This is a genomic window from Allobosea sp. GW821-FHT10B12 (assembly GCF_059415545.1).
In genome coordinates this window covers 350,377-370,895 of sequence record NZ_JBWKNL010000006.1, presented here as the reverse complement: position 1 = coordinate 370,895, position 20,519 = coordinate 350,377, and the positions used below count along the sequence as shown (strand labels likewise).

The following is a 20,519-nucleotide window of genomic DNA, read 5'->3' as shown; positions in this document are numbered from 1 at the left end:
ACAAGTCCCCTGATCGTCAACCGGCACGCCCCGCGCCGTGACACGCCTGTGCAATGGGGCGTTCAGGGCCGCTTTCGCCTCTGTCTGCGATTGTTTCCATTTCGGATCAGATGATCTGACATTCTCTGCCGTTCACGACAAAATCGGATCGCGGCATACTGCACTCACCTGATCGCAGCTCTGGAGAGACGAGAGCCATGACCGCCCTGACCAGCCTCACCCTTCCCGCCGGCGTCGTCGTCAAGGGCGCCCTCGCCGAGCGCTATGACGAGGTCCTGAGCCATGACGCGCTCACCTTCGTCGCCGACCTGCAGCGCCGCTTCAACGAGACCCGCAAGCGCCTGCTCGCTTTGCGCAAGCAGCGCCAGAAGCGCTTCGACGCCGGCGAGACCCCGGATTTCTTGCCTGAGACCAGGCACATCCGCGAAGGTGACTGGAAGGTGGCGCCGATTCCGGCCGATCTGCTCGACCGCCGCGTCGAGATCACCGGCCCGGTCGACCGCAAGATGATCGTCAACGCGCTGAACTCCGGCGCCAAGGTCTTCATGGCCGATTTCGAGGACGCCTCCTCGCCGGTCTGGGCCAACATGGTCGAGGGCCAGATCAACCTCAGGGATCGCTGGGCCGGCAAGATCGACTTCACCGACGCCACCTCCGGCAAAGCCTATAAGCTCAAGGACAAGCCCGCCGTCCTGATCGTCCGCCCGCGCGGCTGGCACCTGCCGGAGCGGCACATTGTCATCGATGGAGAGGAGGCCTCGGGCTCGCTGGTCGATTTCGGCCTCTATCTCTTCCACAACGCCAAGGCGGCGCTGGCGCAGGGCTCGGGCCCCTATTTCTACCTGCCCAAGCTTGAGAGCCATCTCGAGGCGCGCCTCTGGAACGACGTCTTCGCCGCCGCCCAGACTGCGCTCGGTCTGAAAACCGGCACGATCAAGGCAACCGTGCTGATCGAGACCCTGCCGGCCGCCTTCGAGATGGACGAGATCCTCTACGAGCTGCGCGACCACATGGCCGGCCTCAATTGCGGCCGCTGGGACTACATCTTCTCCTTCATCAAGAAGCTCGCCCGCAACAAGGCCTTCGTCCTGCCCGACCGCTCCCAGGTCGTGATGACCAAGGCCTTTCTGCGCGCCTATTCCCTCTTGCTGATCAAGACCTGCCATCGCCGCGGCGCCTTTGCCATGGGCGGCATGGCGGCGCAGATCCCGGTCAAGAACAACCCCGAGGCCAACGCCGCCGCCTTCGCCAAGGTCAAGGCCGACAAGGAGCGCGAGGCCGGCGACGGCCATGACGGCACCTGGGTCGCCCATCCCGACCTCGTCCCGGTGGCGAACGAGGTGTTCGACCGGCTGATGCCGCAGGCAAACCAGCTCGACAAGCTGCGCGAGGACGTCTCGGTCAGCCGCGAGCAGCTGCTGGAGGTGCACGAAGGCACCCGCACCGAGGAGGGCTTCCGCGAGAACATCCGCGTCGGCGTGCAGTATCTCGAAGCCTGGCTGCGCGGCCGCGGCGCGGTGCCGATCTACAACATGATGGAGGATGCGGCGACCGCCGAGATCAGCCGCGCCCAGATCTGGCAGTTCGTCCAGTACGGCGTCGCCCTCGAAGGCGGCGCCAGGGTCGACGCCGACTTGTTCAAGCGCTGCCTACCGGAGGAGATGGCGCGGGTGAAGGGCGAACTCGGTGCCGAGGCCTATGACAAGGGCCGCTTCCCCGAGGCGATCGAGCTGTTCTCGAAGCTCTCGCTCGCACCGGAGTTCGAGGAGTTTTTGACGGTGCCGGCTTACGGGAAACTCGACTGATCCAATCTCCCGCGCCACTCGTATGGGTGGCGCGGGCCTGCTTCTTTTGTTCGTGGCCGCAGATTTCGGCCTTTGTCCGCAACGGGTCGAAAGCGGGCGTACGTCTGGTAGGATGAAGCATGCGCTCACCTTCGATACAGATCGACGGCTGGCATCTGCTCGATGCAGAAGAACATCATCGGACTGCGCCCGTAACCTTCCCAATTCCGACGGCGTCGCAACGCGACGGGCTACAAATTGGCGACTTCGCCAAGCTAATGTTCGAAATCGCCATTGAAAACCGTATAGCCGTCGAGCGAATGTGGGTGCTCGTTTCCGCCCGAACCGAGAGCGGCTATATTGGAGTTCTCGACAACGATCCGACTGAGATCGCCGAGAACGACGAGCTTTGGTCAGGGACTGAACTTCCCTTTGGAGCCGTTCATATCATCGCGATCGAGACAGGCGATGAGAGCAGCGTCGCCATGGCAGGACAGACGCCGCGCAAAAAATGGGCCTAGAGGATCTCGAGTACCTTGGGGGTGAGTGTCCGCAACGGGTCGGAAGCAGCCATTGCGAGAATTCGAGCAGTGTCCCAAATTATAAGGCTCATACCGGTTTTGGGCAGGAGTTGATGTGCGCCTCGCGCAGTTCATTTCGCGAGCAGTCCTTGCGCTCGCCTTTACCATGGGGCTCTCGACAGCGGCTTTAAGCCTGGCCGTCATTGAGTGGGTAGAGAATCCACTTCCTGCCGAATATCGTATTCGCGCTGGTGAATTGCTGAAGACGATCCGACCGAAAGATGCTGATCGAGCGCTCGATGGTGTTAAGGCCATATTGTGGCCGGGCCAAAACAGAAACGACACCTACATCATCATGAGGGTAGAAGTGGACTGCCCAGATGGCTACTGCATGACATTGGTTGGGCGTGTCAGAGACGAGGTTATCGACTTGGACTTTTTGCTGGAAGCAGGTCCCGTCGTCCATTTTGGCGATGTCAGCTTTGAACTTTGGGGATCAAAGACAGCGCCCCCTTGGACATTCGAGGCGAGAGGTGGTGCAGGTGTGTTGGCGGTTTTGCGCGAACAAGGATGGGTTCTGACAGCATGCGCGAACTGCGCCGGCAAAGTGACCAAACCTCCACCGCGTCTACCGCCCCCGCCAGTGCCAAAATTCGATACCTATGAGTCCTTCAGGCGCGCGCTGAAGGAGGAAGGTCTGAACTGATTGTCACCTATGGGTCGGAAACAGGCACTGAGCCGACATTGTGCAAAGGTGACAACACTTACTATTCCGAGCCAAGGGTGTGATGACCGATCTGGAATGAAAGCACCTGTCTCCGTCGGCCTCATGGCAGCTCAATATCTTGTCAAATTCACAGAAGATGCGGATTTGGATAGTGTAGCCACGTACCCGGAAGAACTCGTCGTCTCGGGGATCTCCGAATACGGTCTTGTCGATCCAAGTCACTGCGCCGTGATGCCGATCTTCTTGATCAGCGCGCCCCAGCGCTCGGTTTCAGCCCGCACGAAGGCGTCGAGCTCCTCCGGCGTCGAATGCGTCAGCTCGATCGAACTCATGCGCTTGCCGACATCCGGCGAGGCCGTGATGCGTTTCAGTTCGGCGTTGAGCTTGGCGATGATCGGCTTTGGCGTCGCCGCCGGCGCGAACAGGCCGTACCATTCGGTGGCGACGACGTCGAAGCCCTGCTCGGCGAAGGTCGGCGTCTCCTTCATCGAGGGATAACGCTCAGCCGACGAGATCGCGAGCGCCTTGGCTTGGCCCGCGCGATATTGCTCATAGGCTTGGCCGACGGTGCCGAATTGCAAGGCGAGATGACCGGCGATGAGATCGTTCAACGCCGGCGCGCCGCCGCGATAGAGCACATGCGTCATCGGGGCGCCCGATGCGATCTTGAACTGTTCAGCGGTCAGATGCGTCATGGTGCCGACGCCGGCTGAACCGAAATCGACGCCGCCCTGCCTGGTCTTCGCCAGCGCGACGAGTTCGGCCAGATTGTTCGCGGGCAGCGACGGCGTGGCGTAGAGCACCACCGGCGTGCGCGCGAGCATGGCGATGGGCGCGAAATCGCGCTGCGCGTCATACGCGACCTTCGCATAGAGCGCCGGATTGGTGGTGAGGTTGCTCACCGTCATGAGCAGCGTGTAGCCGTCCGGCTCCGCCTTCGCCGCCGCGCCGGTGCCGACCATTGTGCTCGCGCCAGGCCGCGCCTCGACGATCACCTGCTGGCCCCATCGCTCCGACAGGCTGTGCGCCACCACCCGCGCCAGCGCATCGACCGAACCGCCGGCCGGAAACGGCACGATGATCTTGACCGGATGGTCCGGATATTTCTCAGGCCCGGTTTGCGCGTTGGCCGCCGGAGCGAGCGCAAAAAGGAAAACACCTGCCAGCGCAGACAGCCGCCTGCATGCGCGCCAAAGAAGCTGCCGCATCTCATCCTCCCAGAAGACCGCGGCCTGTTACGCATCGTCGCGATTGCGGCCGATTTCATCGCGTAATAAGCAGATATTACGAATCACAATTGCTTATAAAGCAGATATAGACACATTAATTTGCTGAAACAACACGGTTTCCAGATTCAGCGGCGAGCGGTGGGGCCTTCTTGCGCGGCCGCATTGGCCATGCACCACACGTTTGGAGGATCGCATGGCAAACGCGAAGCGTTGCATGGCTCATTCGACAGCGTGGCGATCTTGAGAAGGGCAAGATCTAAACGGGTTGTGCCGAGCAACTCCGTTCCGGCAGGCCCGCTATGGGTCGACTGCGGGCCATCAGCGTCGAATCTGCACAATCGCCGCTGGCGTGGTGAAGAAAACAATCAGAAACAGAAGTAGTAACCGAGAAAGCGCTCGCTGCTTGGCATTTGTTCGGGATCGGTAATATACGGCTACTGTTGGAGGTCCGCATCTACGATGAACTATCGCCGATTGCTGCTATGGAGCTTTGTCGCAGGTCTTGGCGCTGCCTTGCTCGGCGGCAGCTCTTGGCTCATCAGGATACGAGAGCCAAGCGGACCCATTGCCGATACGCTGTCATCAATCGAGCTCGTCAAGAATAAGCAGATCGAAGCGGCCCACATAGACGATGTTTTCCCGAATAGCCCTGTGCTCCGACAGGGAAGTAAACCGGCCGGTGTCACGCCGCCTCTCGTCATCGCCCTAAAATCTGCGAACTTCTCGTGCGAAATGATGATCGATGTCGATGGGCAGCCGCGACTGTATGTCTGCCGCAATGGCTATGCAGGAAAAACAGCTGACGGCTGTCGCAAGTCTTGGCTGCTAACATTTGAGCTGCCTCCAAATACAAGCGGCCCCTATGCTAGACACCCGACCAAGCGTCGCGCTTTTGTGCGTGCAATCTGCTAGCCGCAAGTTCAGCAATGGGTCGGAAGCGGATGCGGCGGCTTAACCGCGTGAGAGATAGGTTACGATGCAGAAGAAGAACCCGAACCAGAGGAAATGCCCCAAAGCAATTGCTGCCGAGAACGAAACGACAGGTTGCCTGCCGTGATACCAGAACAGCTTGAAGGGCTTCCGGTGGTAGTTCCCATATTCGGCGACGTCCAAGCGACCGAGCGACAGGACCTGTATTGTTGCGCGCCCCGTCCAATAGCCTAGCCATCGAGTCAACGACAACCAAACCAGGCGGGCGAAGAAGCCTAAGATCGATTCAATCAAAGTCGGACCTGAGTGAGTTCCCGCCCCGGATGGGAGTTGCAGCGCCTCTCGATCCATGATGGCCAAGTCGCTTACGCAACAGACTTCACGAATTCGACCGATCGCGGTAGCGCCTTCTCCAATCGGCCGCGCGCTGCACTAACACTGCAAGGAAAACCGTCAGGCCGATGACTATGCCGAAGGCCAAGATCCAAGACAGCAGGCTCCCGCCTTCAGGACCCCGTGTGAACAGGTGGCGCATCTGATTGCCATAGAAGACTGTCACCAGAGCGACCAATGCCAAGCGAATTAGCCACTTCATCCTATGCTCCAACCTAATGTTGGAAGCGTATACCGGCTTGCTTCAAACGAAAACTTAAGACCTTCGTTCAGCTTTGCCCAATGTCCGCAACGGGTCGGAAGCCGCCCCTCAACGCTCGCGGGAATAGACAGCAACTTTATCCCCACCCTCCCAACCTCCCGTATGATCGCAGCCATCCCATCCTCGAGGGGCGGCCAACCGGAGGCATGTCGTTTGGCGGGGTGGGTGCGGCGCCTGCGGGCGAGGGTTGCGCCTCGCTCCCGGGAGGCTTCGGGAACCGACCTGGGGGTACTACGGCCCCTGCGCGAGGAGCTCGCTAGACCGCGCCGGCGTCAGCCGGCGTGACAGAAGCGCGGCCCGGAGCTTTCAAATCGCCGCCCGGCGGAGCGCCACGGGGCGTGCGGATGGTGGCTCAATCCATCCGCGCCGCTTCCTGGCTCAATGGAAGCGGATACCAAACCGCGCCTCGCGGCGCTCCGCTGCCCCTCATCAGCATAACGCCCGCAGGATGAGCCTGCGGGCGGGGATGGCGCTTGGGTTTTCCTTCTCCCCTCGGGGGAGAAGGTGGCAGCGCGAAGCGCTGACGGATGAGGGAAGTCCAGCACGACGCTCATCGTCTCACCCGGTCGAACCGCCCTCATCCCCTGCCGGACCTTCTCCCCTTAGGGGAGAAGGAAGCTGTAGGAACTCCCCTGCCCATCCCGGAAAAGGCTCGCTCCTGCAACCAGCCGTCCTTGCCCGGCGCAAGAATTCGCACCTCGGCCTTTGAAACCGCCCCTGCGACGCCTATCTCGCTGCTTTCCATCGGAGCAAGACCATGCGGCTTGCGATCCTATCCACTCTTTGCGCCTTCACCCTGCTCGCTACCGGCCCGGCCTTCGCCGAACCGCTGAAACCCGAGCGCAAGATCGAGACCTCCTCCGATTTCGCCGGCAAGAAGCGCAAGGCCGCCATTGACATCAGCGGCATCGCCTGCCGTCCACCCGCCGGCGGTGAGTATCGCTGCCTCCTGGTCAACGATGAGAGCAAGGCGGCCCAGTTCGCGACGCTGACGCAGAGCGCGATCCGGCCCGGGAGCAGCCTGCCGCTCATCGGCGAGACCGCGCCGGCGGCGCTCGGACGCCAGCCTGCGATCGCCTGCCCACGGCCCGGCAGCTTCGGCGAGTTCGATGGCGAGGGCGCCGCCTATGCCGGCCGCCATTTCTATGTCGTCGGCTCGCATGGCTGTTCGCGCCGCGGCGGCGAGTACCGCCCGTCTTCCTTCCTGCTGGCCCGAATCCCGCTCGACAATGGCCAGGCCGGCACGGCCGAACTGAGCTGGCGCGTCGCCGATCTGTTCAAGGCAGCGGTCGAGGTCGCGCCCTATCTCGGCAAGCCGCTCGATGCCGGAAGCAACGGGCTCAACATCGAAGGGCTCGCCATCGTCGGCGATCGGCTCTGGTTCGGCCTGCGCGCGCCGGCGCTCGACGGCCGCGCCTTCCTCGTCGGCGGCGACATCGCCGAACTGTTCAAGCCCGGCAACGAGCCGGCAACGGGCAGGCCGCAACTCATCACCTTCAAGGCCGGGGAGGAGCGTGGCGTGCGCGACCTCGCCCCTCTCGCCGATGGTCGCCTCCTCGTCCTCGTCGGTCCGGCGCAGGAGCAGGACGTGCCCTATGCTGTCCTGCTGCTCGACCCGGCCGAGCCGGCCTCCGTCCGCCAGCTCGGCGAGCTGCGCGAGCGCAAGAACGCCAAGGCGGAGGCGCTGACAGTCCTCGCCGAGGAGCGCGACGAACTGCGCGTGCTCATCGGCTATGACGGGGTGAAGAACGGCGAGTTCGAGGAATACCGGCTGAAGCTGCGCTGAGGCGGGCGCGGAGTGGTCTTTCCGGCCGCTGCCGGACATGCGATGCGCTGGGCTATGAGCTTCCTTGCGCGCCTCGATTCGCTCGTCTCCCGCTATCTCGCCGAGGTCGCCGGTCCACGTGAGCGGCTCGCCTTACTGCGCTGGCAGATTGTCGAACGCCACGCGCTAGACCAGCGCGAGACCATGCCGGGCCATGTCACCACCAGCGCTTTCGTGCTCTCGCCCGATCATGCGCAGATCCTGCTAATCGACCATGTCGTGATCGGCCGCTGGCTCCAGCCCGGCGGCCATTACGAGCCGGCCGCGAGCTTCCGGGAATCGGCGCTACGCGAGGCGGTAGAGGAGACCGGCGTTACCGATCCCGTGCTGCATCCCTGGCATCGCGATGGCGACCTGCCCTTCGCCGTCGACAGCCATGAGGTGCCGGGTAATCCGCGCCGCAGCGAGCCGTCGCATATCCATCACGACCTGCAATATCTTTTCATCGCCAATCCCGCCCTGCCATTGATCGCCCAGGAAGAGGAGGTCCACGCCGCGGCCTGGAAGCCGATTGCGGAACTGGCGGAGATTGCGCCCGTGGCCTTTGCGCGCCTGCGTACTGTGATCTCTTCAGGCTGAACCGGCCGGCTGTTGCCGGCTTGCAACAATGTAACGATATGACTTTGCGATCGACCATTCGGTATTGCAACTCATTCGCATTTGCGTACGGTGAGCTCAGTCAACGGGATCGCCAATCATGCTGAAGCCTGCCGCCTTCGCCCTTGCCGTCTCGGGCCTGCTTTCGCCCGCTTTCGCTGCCGATCTGCCCTCGCGCAAAGGCGCTCCGGCCACGCCGCCGGTGCTCTCGGCCTGCACCGAGAGCGAGGGTATCCCGACCGATGCCTTCGGCTTCACCACCGGCTCGGATGTCGCCGAGGTCGGCTCCTTCGGCGCGAGCCTGACCTATAATGGCGGCTTCGGCGTCCGCGACGGCCGCCAGGCGGCGCATGGCCTGCAGCTCCAAGGCTCCTATGGCCTCTTCCCCTGCTTCGAGATCGGCCCTTATCTGCTCGGCGGCTACACCGACGCCACCATCGCCGACACGAAGGCCGACAATCGCAGCGCCGGCGCCGGCGTCGAGATGAAGTACCGCCTGCTTGGCCGCGACCTGCACGGCATCGGCCTCACCATCGTCGTCGATCCCAGCTTCAACCGCACCGACCCGACCGGTGCCGGCAACTTCACCACCTACAACACCGGTATCCGCCTCTTCGCCGACAAGACGCTGGTGCCCGGCAAACTCTATGCCGCGCTCAACCTCTCGCACGACCTGACCTGGACGGGCCCGAGCCCCTATCTGCGCTCCTCGACCTTCACGGTCGGCGGCTCGCTCGCCTGGCAAGTGCTCGACGGGCTCTATCTCAGCGGCGAAGTCCGCCATCAGCGCCGCCACAGCGAGCTCGGCTTCGGCAAGGAGGCCGGCTACGCCACCTTCGCCGGCCCCGGCATCTTCTGGCAGGCGACCAAGCAGTTCGCGATCTCGGCCGCCTACAACGTCCAGATCGCCGGCAAGGCCAAGGGCGTGCCCGGCGATCTCGACGTCACCAATTTCAGCCAGCATCTAGTGAAGGTGAAGGCGGCCTACAGCTTCTGACGAACGACCCCGGGTTTCATCGCACCTACCCGCGGATTGCGGACCCTACGGCCCAGACGCTAAGACGAGCCGGTCTTCAACCATGGGTGCCTGCGATGACGCGCGACGAGGCCGGAAGCGGCGCATCTGACAAGGCTGGGCTGATCTGCCGGGCGTTGCGCCGCGCCATCATCGAACAGGCGCTCGAGCCCGGCGCCTCGCTGCCGGAGGATGCGCTCGGCGAGCGCTTCGGGGTCAGCCGCACCATCGCGCGCCATGCGCTCGGCCAGCTCGCCGCCGAAGGGCTGGTCGAATTGCGCCGCAACCGCAGCGCCGTCGTCGCGACGCCGAGCTGGCAGGAGGCGCGCGACACTTTCGACATCCGTATCGAGCTTGAGCGCCTCGTCGTGCGCCAGCTCGCCGGCCGGCTGAGCAAGGCGCAGCTCGCGACCCTGCGCGCCCACGTCGATGCCGAGGATGCGGCGCGCGGCGGCGCCGCTCCCGTCTCGATCCGGCTGGCGACAGAGTTTCACATCCTGCTTGCTGAGATGACGGAAAGCCCGATCCTGATCCGCTATGTCAGCGAGCTTTCCTATCGCTGCTGCCTGATCCTGTCGCTCTACAGCCGGCCGCATTCCTCGGAATGCGCGATCAACGAGCATCGCCTGCTGATCGACGCGCTCGAAAGCGGCGACGGCGAGAGCGTTATGAAACTGATGCACCACCACCTCGATTCCGTGGCGGAGCGGGCGCTGGTCGCGCAGGCCAAGCCGCGCGAGCGCGACATCATGGCGATCCTCGCGCCCTATGCCGAAGCACCGCAGCCAGCCGGTAAGGCTCGCGGAAAGCGCTCGCTCAAGGCGGCCGAATAGTCGACCTTGTCCCGAAGGCGGCAGGCGAATTGACGCTGCCGTATTTCCGCCCTACTCGTGAACGTGACGGTTCCCTCACGGGATCAAAAGGGAACGCAGTGCGGATGGCTCGCCATCTCATGCTGCGGCTGCCCCCGCAACTGTAAGCGGCGAGCCTTTCGCCATACGCCACTGGGACCTCGGACCTGGGAAGGCGGCGAAGGGCAGCGACCCGCGAGCCAGGAGACCTGCCGTCAGCCGTGGTCACACGCGAACACATCGGCCGGGGTGCGCTGATGGGTGGTAGAACTGCGCGCGCCCGGTTGCGGGAGCGGGTGGGGACATCTCGTTCGCGGTGACGTGCCACTGACGTTACCGCCGAGGTTTCCCGTGTTCCGTTTGCTAAAGCCCGCCAAGAGCGGGCCTTTGCCCATTGTCCTCTCCCTGCTCGCCGCCTCGACCATGCTGACGCCGATTTCTGCGCAGGCGCAGTCGGGCGAAAAGCCGATCGCGCTCGACGAGCTCGTCGTCAGTCCGACCGGCGTGCCGACCCCGGCACGGGAAATCGCCAGTTCCGTCACCGTCGTCACGTCCAAGGAGATCGAGCGCCAGCAGCGCCGCACCTTGCCGCAAGCGCTCGCCGCCGTGCCAGGCCTCAACATCGTCCAGATCGGCGGGCCGGGCGGGCAGACCTCGGTGTTCATGCGCGGCACCAACTCGAACCACGTCAAGGTGCTGATCGACGGCATCGAGGCGAACGATCCCTCGACGCCGAACCGCTCCTTCGATTTCGGCTCGATGCTGACCGCAGACATCGAGCGGATCGAGGTATTACGAGGCCCGCAAAGCGGGCTCTACGGCGCCAATGCGCTCGGCGGCGTCATCTCGATCACGACAAAGCGGGGCGAGGGCCCGCCAAAGCTGACGGCCTCGGTGGAGGCCGGCTCACATGGCACCTTCAACCAGTCGGCCGGTTTCAGCGGCGGCGATGACCGCTTCAACTACGCTTTCAACGTCGCGCATATGCGCAGTGACTCGACCGATTCCGTGCCCTCGAAGCTGATCCCGCCGGGTGTTCGGGTGAAGCCCAACGCCTATGACGCCTATACCTATTCGGGGCGGCTCGGCGTCGCGCTCAGCGACACGCTGAGCCTCAACTGGGTCGGCCGCTACACCGACGGGCAATTCCTCTCGACCTATGACATGGGTTTCCCGGGCCAGCCGACGCCCTTCCGCTCGCGCTCGAACTATGCGCAGGCCTTCACCCGCGGCGAGGCGGTCTGGGATCCGCTGGGCGGGCGCTTCATCAACCGCTTTGGCGTCTCCTACTCGAATCAGGATCGCAGCTACCGCACCCCGACCGGCTTCGGCCAGCTCGGATTGCCGACGGAAAATCTCGGCGAGCGCGTGAAGTTCGACTGGCGCGGCGACCTCGAGCTCGCCAAGGGCCACAGCCTGATCATGGGCCTGCAATACGAGCGCGAGCGGCTCGACACGCCGAGCCTCACAGCCTCGAATGGCAACAAGGGCGCCTTCCTGGAATACCAAGCCAATATCGCCGACAGCTTTTTCCTGGCGGCGAACGTCCGACACGACCACGATGACAGTTATGGCGGCCATACCACCTACCGCATCGCACCAGCCTATATCATTCCGCAGACTGGAACCAAGCTGAAGGCGAGCTATGGCACCGGCTTCAAGCCGCCGACCCTAGCCGAGCTCTTCATCGACTACCGGCCGGGCTTCAATTTCTTCGGTAATCCCAATCTGAAGCCGGAAAAGAGCCGCGGCTGGGATGTCGGCTTCGAGCAGCCCCTGTTCGATGACCGCTTCCGGTTCGGAGCCACCTGGTTCCACAACGACATCGACGACCTGATCGTCACCAATCTGACGCGCGATTCCTACGCCAATGTTGGCCGCGCCACGACCAAGGGCGTAGAGGCCTTCGCCTCGCTCGAATTGACGCCGCAGTTCAAGGTCCGCGGCGACTACACCTTCACGCTGGCGAAGGACGAGGTCTCGCGCTGGGAGCTGCTGCGCCGCCCACGCCACAAGGCGAGCCTGACTGCGAGCTGGATGCCGATGGAGAAACTCACCCTGTCCGCCACGCTGATCTATGTCAGCTCCTGGATGGACGGTAACCGCGACTTCTCAGTCTCGCGGCTGCGCGCCCCAGGTGCGGCGATCGTCAATCTCGCCGCCGAATACAAGGTCGACGCGCGCTATACCGTCTTCGGCCGCGTCGACAATCTGTTCGACCGACGCTGGGAAAACCCGACAGGCTTCCTGGTGCCGGGCCTCGGCGCCTTCGGCGGGATCAGGGTGAGCCTGTGATCGCGTCGAGCTCCACCATTATACTTGCCTTTGCGGCGAGCATCCACGTCTTGAACACCGCATTGCAGAAAGGAAGACGTGGATGGTCGGGACAAGCCCGAGCATGACGGGGAGGACGAATCTGACACGGGCTCTCAGCCACTTGGTAGCACTCGGCCTCTGGCTGGCTGCGCTTGGCGGCCTCGCCCGCGCTGACGATGCGCCGGCCAAGCCGCAACGCGTCGTCTCGCTCAACATGTGCACCGACGAGTTGGTGCTGCGCCTTGCAGCACCAGAGCACATCGCCTCGGTGACCTGGCTGTCGCAGGACCCGCGCAATGCCAACATGGCCGCGCGCGCCCTCGTGATCCCGGCCAATCACGGCCTGGTCGAGGAGGTGCTGGCGCACAAGCCTGACCTCGTCATCGCCGGCGCCTATACGACGCGCTCGACCGTCGCGCTGCTGAAGCGCGTCGGCGCTCCCGTCCAGGAATTCGGCGTGCCGCGCAATCTCGCCGAGATGCGCGCGCAGATCCGCGACATGGCCAAGCTCCTTGGCGAGCCGGAACGCGGCGAAGCGCTGATCGCTCAGATAGACACGCGGCTCGCCGCGCTGGCCGACCGCCCTCGCCCCGCCCATCCCCGCGCCATCGTACTGCGTCCGAACGGCTTCACCACCGGGCGCGGCTCGCTGGTCGACGAGATATTGACGGCCGCAGGGCTGACCAATCTCGCCGCCGAGCTCGGCATCGACAATTACGGACAGATCGCGCTCGAGACCGTCGCACTCGGCCAGGCCGATATCCTGATCCTCAACACCACCCCGGACGGCCCGCCCTCGCTGGCCCACGAGATCCTGCATCACCCGGTCCTCGCCCGGCTCGGCGACCGGCTGAAGCTCGTCGCCCTGCCGTCGAAGCTCTGGACCTGTGCCGGCCCGGCCGTGATCGACGCGATCGAATTGCTGCTGGACGCGGCCGCACCGACATCAGCAGGAACCAGGCCATGAGTGCTGCGGCCATGCCATACTCCGCATCTGACCAGATCTCCTACTGGCAGCTCGTCACCCTTCTGGCCGCGGCGACGCTCGTCATGGCCGCCCTCTCGCTCGCGGTCGGCTATGCCCGGCTCGATCTCTTCGCGGCACTCGGCGACTGGCTCGCCGGCCGGCAGAGCCTGCCGGCGCTCGTGCTCGTCGAACTCCGCCTGCCGCGCGCCATCCTCGGCGCGCTCGTCGGCTTCAGCCTCTGCCTCGCCGGCGCGGCGATGCAGGGCCTCTTGCGCAACCCGCTGGCCGAGCCCGGCATCGTCGGCATCTCCAGCGCCGCCGCCTTCGGCGCCGTCACCGTGTTCTATTCCGGTTTCGCCGGCGCTTTCGCGCTCGCCTTGCCACTCGGCGGCATCGCCGGGGCGTTGCTCGCTGTCCTCCTGCTCTTCGCCCTCAACGGTCGCGGCGCCGGCACGATGACGTTGATCCTCGCCGGCGTCGCGATCAACAGCTTCGCCGGGGCGATGACATCGCTCGCCCTCAACCTCGCGCCAAATCCCTACGCCGCGCTGGAGATCGTGTTCTGGCTGATGGGCTCGCTCGCCGACCGCAGCCTGATCCATGTCTGGCTGGTGCTGCCGCTGATGCTCGTCGGCTGGGCCCTGCTCCTCTCCAGCGCGCCCGCACTCGACGGCCTCACGCTCGGCGAGGACACCGCGCGCAGCCTCGGCTTCGACCTGACCTGGTTGCGGGTGCGACTGATCGGCGGAGCTGCGCTCGCCGTCGGCAGCGCCGTCGCCGTCACCGGGGCGATCGGCTTCGTCGGGCTCGTCGTGCCGCATCTCCTGCGCCCGCTGGTCGGCCACAAGCCCGGCCGGCTGCTGCTGGTCAGCGGCTTTGGCGGCGCGATCCTGCTGCTCGCCGCCGATACGATGCTGCGGCTGATGCCGATCCGGCCCGAGCTCAAGCTCGGCGTCGTCACCGCCCTGATCGGCGCGCCCTTCCTGTTCAACCTGATCCAGCGCCTGCGGCGGGAGGCGTGATGCGTATCGAAGCGAACGGCATCGCGATCGCCTTCGACGGCAAGCCGATCCTCGCCGGGATCGATCTTGAGCTGCGCCCGGGCGAGCTCATCGGCCTGATCGGCGCCAACGGCGCCGGCAAGACCACCCTGCTGCGCATCCTCGCCGACCTGCTGCCGGCAGCAGCAGGTAAAGTTCTCTATGATGGCAAGCCGGCAAGGACGCTGGGCCGCCGCGCGCTCGCGCAGCGGCTCGCCTTCCTCGCCCAAGGCGGCGGCGTGCAATGGCAAATGCGAGCGGAGGCCGTCGTCGCGCTCGGCCGCCTGCCGCATCGGCGCCCCTTCGCCAACCTGACCGAGGCCGACCGCACCGCGATCGCCGATGCCTTCGCCGCGACCGATGCGAGCGCCTTTCGCGAGCGCAGCCTCGATACCCTCTCGGGCGGCGAGCGCATGCGCGTGCTGCTGGCGCGAGCGCTGGCGGTCGAGGCCGAGATGCTGCTCGCCGACGAGCCGCTGGTCGGGCTCGACCCGCGCCACCAGCTCGAAGCGATGGCGCTGTTCAAGCGCATCGCCGCTACGGGCACCGGCGTCGTCGTCGTGCTGCACGATCTCGCGCTGGCCGGGCGCTTCTGCAACCGCCTCGTCCTGCTCCACAACGGCCGCATCCTCGCCGACGGACCGCCTGCCACTGTGCTGGACGACGGTAATCTTGCCCGCGCCTTCGGTATCAAGGTCGCCCGCGGCAAGCGGGACGGCGAAGACTTCGTCCTGCCCTGGCAGGCCCTGAACCATGGAGAATCCGGCCGATGACAGCAGATGAGGTGACCAGCCTGATCCGCCAGGAGCTCGCGACGGCGACGACCCAGTGGAACCTAGGCACCTTCGGCGCGATCGCCGAATTCCTGCGCGATCCCGGCGAGCCCATCGAACTCGGCGACGGGACGGGCCGCCTCTTCGCAGTCACCGATCGCGGCGGCATCGGCTTCGATGATCTCTCGCAGGTCAGGCTCTTCGCCTCGGAGACCGCAGTCGGCCAGGGCTGGAGCCATCGCGTCGCGCTCTGCTTGCCGGAAGCAACTTGCGCGATGAACCGGCGCAACGTCCTGACCGAGATCGGGCCGGACGAAGCGGCGCTGCGGCCGCAGGACCGCACCGGCATCCTGTTCGACATGGGCCTCGGCACCTTGCAGGTCGACATCTGCATCCGTACCGACGACCCCGCGCTGATCGCGACCTTGCGCTCGGTCGCCGGCAAGAGCCTGTTCGAAGCCGGCAATCCGGCGATGGGAGCGATCATCGCGAAGGGGCCACACCGCGTTTTCATCACGCGCGCCGGCCGCTGCGAGGTCTACCAGCCGATCCCGCCGGCAGACGGCAAGAGCCCGGAGGGGCCGCATACCCATGTCCTGCCGCAATTGCTGCGCAACGGCCGAACCCATGCGGCGACCGAGCCGGTTCCGGACGGCTGGGTGCCTTTCGCCCATCTCGTGCCCGCCCATCCGCTGAAGGATGCGATGGCCCGGCCGCGACCCTGGGACGGCCCGGCGCATGAGCGGTTCCAGGCGCTCCTCGCCGCCACCGGCGATCCGGAACTCACGGCGCTGAAGCACGAGCTTCTGCAAGCGATCCGCGGCGGCTCCGACCCCGCCGACTTCCGCGAGCCGGCGAACAAGTTCGCCCGCCACAGCGTTCGAGTCACGCTCCGGCAATTGCGGGCCGGCCCGCCACTGCCGGGCCTGTCGCGCTGGCTCGAAGCCTTCGACCGGCAGGAGCCGGCGAGCGAAGATGGCGCCGACGCCTATGGGCATGCCTAGCCGGCAGGGCCGGCCGCTCATCTGGCCGATCGTCTTTCGAACTTGTCGAGGCTAGAAGAAGGAAGCCTCGTTCGGACAGGTGTCGGATATGACGTTGCGACTGAGCCGCTTCACCACCCTGATCGTCTGCATTCTGGTCGCACTCGTAACGGTCCCGCTGGCCTTCCGCTACAACTGGTTCTGGCTGCCCGGCCTGCTGGCGACGAGCTTGGCCTTGCTTGGGCTCTGGGACCTTGCCCAGACCGAGCACGCGATCCGGCGCAACTATCCGGTGATCGGCCATATCCGCTGGTTCGCCGAGCTGGTCCGCCCCGAACTGCGGCAATACCTGTTCGAGGCCGACGAGGAGGCGGCGCCGTTCTCGCGCTCGCAGCGCTCCCTGGTCTATCGGCGCGCCAAGAATCTCGCCGGCGACCATCCCTTCGGCACGCTGCTCGACGTCTACAGAGACGGCTACGAGTTCATCGGCCATTCGACCCGGCCGGCGCCAGTCTCCGATCCCGAGAGTTTCCGCATCACCATCGGCAACGGCCAGTGCCGGCAGCCCTATTCTGCCTCCGTCTTCAACATCTCGGCGATGAGCTTCGGCTCGCTCTCGGCCAATGCGATCCGGGCGCTCAATACCGGCGCGCGCCTCGGCCGCTTCAGCCACGACACCGGCGAGGGCAGCATCAGCCCCTATCACCGCGAGGGCGGCGGCGACATCGTCTGGGAGGTCGCCAGCGGCTATTTCGGCTGCCGCGACGAGCAGGGCCGCTTCGATCCCGAGCGCTTCGCAAGGCAGGCCGTGGATCCTCAGGTCAAGATGATCGAGATCAAGCTGAGCCAGGGCGCCAAGCCCGGCCATGGCGGCATCCTGCCGGCGCCGAAGGTGACGCCAGAGATCGCCGCGACCCGCGGCGTGCCGGTCGGGCAGGATTGCATCTCGCCGCCGAGCCATAGCGCCTTCTCGACGCCACTCGAGATGATGGCCTTCATCGCGCAGTTGCGCGAACTCTCAGGCGGCAAGCCCGTCGGCTTCAAGCTCTGCCTCGGCCATCCCTGGGAGTTCATGGGCATGGTCAAGGCGATGCTGGAGAGCGGCGTCGTGCCCGACTTCATCGTCATCGACGGCGCCGAGGGCGGCACCGGCGCCGCCCCGGTCGAGTTCAGCGACCATATTGGTCTGCCGATGCGCGAGGGCTTGCTCTTCGTCCACAATGTGCTGGTCGGCGCTGGCTTACGCGACAAGGTCAAGATCGGCGTCGCCGGGCGCATCGTCAGCGCCTTCGATATCGCCAGCGTGCTCGCCATCGGCGCCGACTGGGCCAATGCCGCCCGCGGCTTCATGTTCGCGCTCGGCTGCGTCCAGTCGCTGTCCTGCAACACCAATCGCTGCCCGACCGGCGTCGCCACACAGGATGCCGTCCGCCAGCGGGCGCTGGTCGTCCCGGACAAGGCCCAGCGCGTCCATCGCTTCCATGCCAACACGTTGAAGGCGCTGGCCGACATGCTGGCGGCGGCCGGCCTCACCCATCCGGAAGAGCTCGGCCCGCACCACCTGGTGCGCCGCGTCAGCGTCACCGAGATCCGGCTGTTCTCCGACCTGCACGTCTTCCTGCAGCAAGGCGAGCTGGTGAGCGGGCTCTGCGAGCATGCCTTCTATCGCCGCAACTGGGACCTCGCCCGCGCCGACAGTTTCGACCGGCGTATGTGATCGCGGCCTCTGACCGCCATCGCCCAATCCACCAGCAAACGCATCTGCCATAGCTCCGCCCCCGGGCAGGCCGACCGGTCCCCGGGCCAGTCTGTGCCGGAATCGACGCATTGTCGACGGCTCGGTACTCAGCGCCAGCATCGCCATCGACAGCTCCGGACGTCTCCTGGCGAAGGCACCGGCTTGACTCTCCAATCAATCCATTCGACGTTTCCAAAACGTTTTGGAGACCGGTTTTGAGCTCTCTCAAGGCCCTTGCGCGACATCTCGGGCTCTCGATCACCACGGTGTCGCGGGCGCTGGACAACTATCCCGACGTTGCTCCCGCCACCCGCGAGCGCGTCCACCGGGCTGCGCGCGAAGCCAACTACCGGCCGCACAGCGCCGCCCGGCGGCTGCGCAAGGGCACGGGCGAGACCGTCGCCTTCGTGCTGCCGGCCCAGCCCGGCCATTTCCACGAACCCGTCTTCGCCGAACTGCTCGCGGCCATCGGCGAGCGTCTCGCCACCCAGCACCACGATCTCATCCTGCTCGCGGCGCGCCCGGGTATGGAGGAGATGGCGACCTATCGCCGTCTGGTCGAAAGCGGCCGCTCCGACGCCTTCATCCTCGCCCGCACCCGCCGCAAGGACGACCGCGTCGCCTATCTTGAAGCCAAGGGCGTGCCTTTCATCTGCCATGGGCGGACGGAGACCAAGCAGCCCTATGCCTTCGTCGACGGTGATGGCGAAGCCGGCTTCAAGGCGCTGACGAGCCGGCTGATCGGGCTCGGACATCGCCGGGTCGGCTACCTCTCGGCCCCCTCCTATCTCACCTTCGCGACGCTGCGCGCCGCCGGCTGGCGCCGGGCCATGGCCGAGGCCGACCTGGCGGAGACGGCGCGGCAGCTCTTCGCCGAGGACGAGCCGACGGAAGAAGGCGGCCATCGCCTCGCAGCCGAGATGCTGGCGGCCAGCCGGCCGCCGACCGCACTCGTCTGCGCCACCGATCGGATGGCGCTCGGCGCGATGCAGGCGGTAGTGGAGGCCGGTCTCGTCATCGGCCGCGACATCGCGGTCACCGGCCACGACAACATCCCGGCTGCCTCCTATGCGCGCCCGGGCCTGACCACCATGGAGCTGCCGCCGTCGCAGGTCGGCGCCCGGCTCGCCGAGATGGTGCTCGCCCGTCTCGGCGGAGCCGATGCACGCGACCTCACGACGATATTCGACTTGCGCCAGATCCCGCGTGGATCCAGCGCCGAAGCCTGAACGAGGGCGGCCGCTACGAGCCGCCCCGCAACCGATCGGATCGGGGAGGAAACGATGAAGCGCATTCTGTCCGGCGGCATGGCCGCCGCCATCCTGCTGTCGGCGACGCTGGCCGCGGCCCAGGACGTGACCTTCCTGTCGACCCAGCTTCGCCCCGTCGAGGAGGCGCAGAAGGTCCGGCAGGTCCTGCTCAAGGGCGTCTCCAGCCCGGTCTCCTATCTGGTCGAGGAGCCGCCGCAGTTCGACGTGCGCATGAAGGCCGAGGGCAAGGCCGGCAAGCGCACGATCAGCCTCGCCGGCGCCCTCCATGGCGAATTGCAGCCGCTCGTCACCTCCGGAGATCTCGATACGATCGACGACATCGCCGCCAAGCTCACCGATCGCGGCATTCCGCAGGGGCTGCTGGAGCTGGGCAAGCTCGGTACCGGCAAACAGGTCTACATTCCCTGGATGCAGGCGACCTACATCATGGTCGCGCGCAAGGAGGCGCTCGCCTCGCTGCCGGCCGGGGCCGACGTCAACGCGCTCACCTACGACCAGCTCGAAGCCTGGGGGAAGGCGCTGACAGAGAAGACCGGCAAGCGCCTGATCGGCTTCCCGGCCGGGCCGAAGGGGCTGATGCCGCGCTTCTACCAGGGCTATCTCTACCCGTCCTTCACCGGCGGCGTGGTGACGTCGTTCCGCTCGGCCGAGGCCGAGGCGATGTGGGGCAAGTTCAAGAGCCTCTGGCAGTACGTCAATCCGAACTCGACCAGCTACGACTTCATGCAGGAGCCGCTGATGGCCGGCGAGGTCTGGGTGGCGTTCGACCATGTCGCGCGCGTCAAGGATGCGCTGGTGCAGGAGCCGGACAAATACGTCACCTTCCCGGCGCCGGCCGGGCCGAAGGGGCGCGGCTACATGCCGGTGATCGCCGGCCTCGCCATCCCCAAGGGCGCGCCCAACCGGGCCGGCGCCGCCGCGGTGATCGAGCATCTGAGCAAGCCGGAGACGCAGGTGAAGACCGCGGCCGAGGTCGGTTTCTTCCCCGTGGTGAAGGCCGAATTGCCCGCCGATCTGTCGCCCGGCATCAAGCTGATCGCCGAGGGCGTCGCCAAGACACAAGGCGCCAAGGACGCGCTGCCGGCACTGCTGCCGGTCGGCCTCGGCGACAAGGGCGGCGAGTTCAACAAGGTCTTCTCCGACAGCTTCCAGCGCATCGTGCTGCGCGGCGAGAACCCGCGCGCGGTGCTCGATGCACAGGCCGTGGTGCTCAAGGGCCTGATGGAGACAACCAAGGCACCGTGCTGGGCTCCCGACAAGGCGAGCGAGGCCGCCTGCCCGGTCAACTGAAGCTGCT

The 20,519-nt window shown here is 65.6% G+C and carries 17 protein-coding genes and 1 riboswitch; of the genes, 16 read left to right on the top strand and 1 reads right to left on the bottom strand.

From position 1 onward, the window contains the following. The first annotated feature begins 197 nt into the window (after positions 1 to 197). The 3 genes from aceB (at position 198) to AC07O0_RS21860 (ending at position 3,011) form a co-directional block, all read left to right on the top strand. Positions 198 to 1,805 carry a malate synthase A gene (gene aceB / locus AC07O0_RS21870; RefSeq protein WP_494625780.1) on the top strand — a complete coding sequence of 536 codons (1,608 nt, stop codon included), beginning with the start codon at positions 198 to 200 and terminating at the stop codon, positions 1,803 to 1,805. A 119-nt stretch (positions 1,806 to 1,924) separates the two neighbouring features. Then, on the top strand, positions 1,925 to 2,305 hold the full coding sequence (locus tag AC07O0_RS21865; RefSeq protein WP_494625779.1) for a hypothetical protein: 381 nt from the start codon (positions 1,925 to 1,927) through the stop codon (positions 2,303 to 2,305). A 115-nt stretch (positions 2,306 to 2,420) separates the two neighbouring features. Then, positions 2,421 to 3,011, top strand: a complete 591-nt coding sequence (locus tag AC07O0_RS21860) for a hypothetical protein (protein WP_494625778.1) — start codon at positions 2,421 to 2,423, stop codon at positions 3,009 to 3,011. Between the two features lie 239 nt (positions 3,012 to 3,250). On the opposite strand, the gene AC07O0_RS21855 is transcribed toward AC07O0_RS21860, so the two are convergent. Beyond that, positions 3,251 to 4,240 carry a Bug family tripartite tricarboxylate transporter substrate binding protein gene (locus AC07O0_RS21855; protein ID WP_494625777.1) on the bottom strand — a complete coding sequence of 330 codons (990 nt, stop codon included), beginning with the start codon at positions 4,238 to 4,240 and terminating at the stop codon, positions 3,251 to 3,253. A gap of 480 nt (positions 4,241 to 4,720) precedes the next feature. On the opposite strand from AC07O0_RS21855, the gene AC07O0_RS21850 reads away from it, so the two are divergent. The 13 genes from AC07O0_RS21850 to AC07O0_RS21790 all read left to right on the top strand — a co-directional run bounded on the left by AC07O0_RS21850 (position 4,721) and on the right by AC07O0_RS21790 (position 20,512). Continuing rightward, positions 4,721 to 5,173 carry a hypothetical protein gene (locus tag AC07O0_RS21850; protein ID WP_494625776.1) on the top strand — a complete coding sequence of 151 codons (453 nt, stop codon included), beginning with the start codon at positions 4,721 to 4,723 and terminating at the stop codon, positions 5,171 to 5,173. Positions 5,174 to 6,603: 1,430 nt separating this feature from the next. After that, the gene (locus tag AC07O0_RS21845; RefSeq protein WP_494625775.1) at positions 6,604 to 7,632 is read left to right on the top strand and encodes a DUF3616 domain-containing protein; all 1,029 of its coding nucleotides are present in this window, start codon (positions 6,604 to 6,606) and stop codon (positions 7,630 to 7,632) included. Between the two features lie 54 nt (positions 7,633 to 7,686). Continuing rightward, a complete protein-coding gene (locus tag AC07O0_RS21840; protein WP_494625774.1) occupies positions 7,687 to 8,250 on the top strand; it encodes an NUDIX hydrolase in 564 nt (187 codons plus the stop codon). Positions 8,251 to 8,368: 118 nt separating this feature from the next. Next, on the top strand, positions 8,369 to 9,265 hold the full coding sequence (locus AC07O0_RS21835; protein WP_494625773.1) for a DUF6662 family protein: 897 nt from the start codon (positions 8,369 to 8,371) through the stop codon (positions 9,263 to 9,265). A gap of 95 nt (positions 9,266 to 9,360) precedes the next feature. Then, the gene (locus AC07O0_RS21830; protein WP_494625772.1) at positions 9,361 to 10,116 is read left to right on the top strand and encodes a GntR family transcriptional regulator; all 756 of its coding nucleotides are present in this window, start codon (positions 9,361 to 9,363) and stop codon (positions 10,114 to 10,116) included. Positions 10,117 to 10,166: 50 nt separating this feature from the next. Beyond that, positions 10,167 to 10,365, top strand: a riboswitch (cobalamin riboswitch). A 156-nt stretch (positions 10,366 to 10,521) separates the two neighbouring features. Continuing rightward, positions 10,522 to 12,429 carry a TonB-dependent receptor plug domain-containing protein gene (locus AC07O0_RS21825; protein ID WP_494625771.1) on the top strand — a complete coding sequence of 636 codons (1,908 nt, stop codon included), beginning with the start codon at positions 10,522 to 10,524 and terminating at the stop codon, positions 12,427 to 12,429. Positions 12,430 to 12,532: 103 nt separating this feature from the next. After that, the gene (locus AC07O0_RS21820) at positions 12,533 to 13,417 is read left to right on the top strand and encodes an ABC transporter substrate-binding protein (RefSeq protein WP_494625770.1); all 885 of its coding nucleotides are present in this window, start codon (positions 12,533 to 12,535) and stop codon (positions 13,415 to 13,417) included. Further along, entirely contained in the window at positions 13,414 to 14,439 is a 1,026-nt protein-coding gene (locus AC07O0_RS21815) for a FecCD family ABC transporter permease (protein ID WP_494625769.1), read from the top strand. The genes AC07O0_RS21820 and AC07O0_RS21815 overlap by 4 nt, the downstream gene beginning before the upstream one ends. Beyond that, positions 14,439 to 15,230, top strand: coding sequence for an ABC transporter ATP-binding protein (locus tag AC07O0_RS21810; protein WP_494625768.1), 792 nt, complete (start codon positions 14,439 to 14,441; stop codon positions 15,228 to 15,230). The genes AC07O0_RS21815 and AC07O0_RS21810 overlap by 1 nt, the downstream gene beginning before the upstream one ends. Next, positions 15,227 to 16,234, top strand: a complete 1,008-nt coding sequence (locus AC07O0_RS21805; RefSeq protein WP_494625767.1) for a DUF6925 family protein — start codon at positions 15,227 to 15,229, stop codon at positions 16,232 to 16,234. Before AC07O0_RS21810 ends, AC07O0_RS21805 begins: the two co-directional genes overlap by 4 nt. A gap of 88 nt (positions 16,235 to 16,322) precedes the next feature. Then, positions 16,323 to 17,930 (top strand): FMN-binding glutamate synthase family protein, encoded by a 1,608-nt coding sequence (locus AC07O0_RS21800; RefSeq protein ID WP_494625766.1) that lies wholly within the window; start codon positions 16,323 to 16,325, stop codon positions 17,928 to 17,930. Between the two features lie 236 nt (positions 17,931 to 18,166). Further along, positions 18,167 to 19,180, top strand: a complete 1,014-nt coding sequence (locus tag AC07O0_RS21795; RefSeq protein WP_494625765.1) for a substrate-binding domain-containing protein — start codon at positions 18,167 to 18,169, stop codon at positions 19,178 to 19,180. Positions 19,181 to 19,234: 54 nt separating this feature from the next. Next, the gene (locus AC07O0_RS21790) at positions 19,235 to 20,512 is read left to right on the top strand and encodes an ABC transporter substrate-binding protein (protein WP_494625764.1); all 1,278 of its coding nucleotides are present in this window, start codon (positions 19,235 to 19,237) and stop codon (positions 20,510 to 20,512) included. The last annotated feature ends 7 nt before the right edge of the window (positions 20,513 to 20,519 follow it).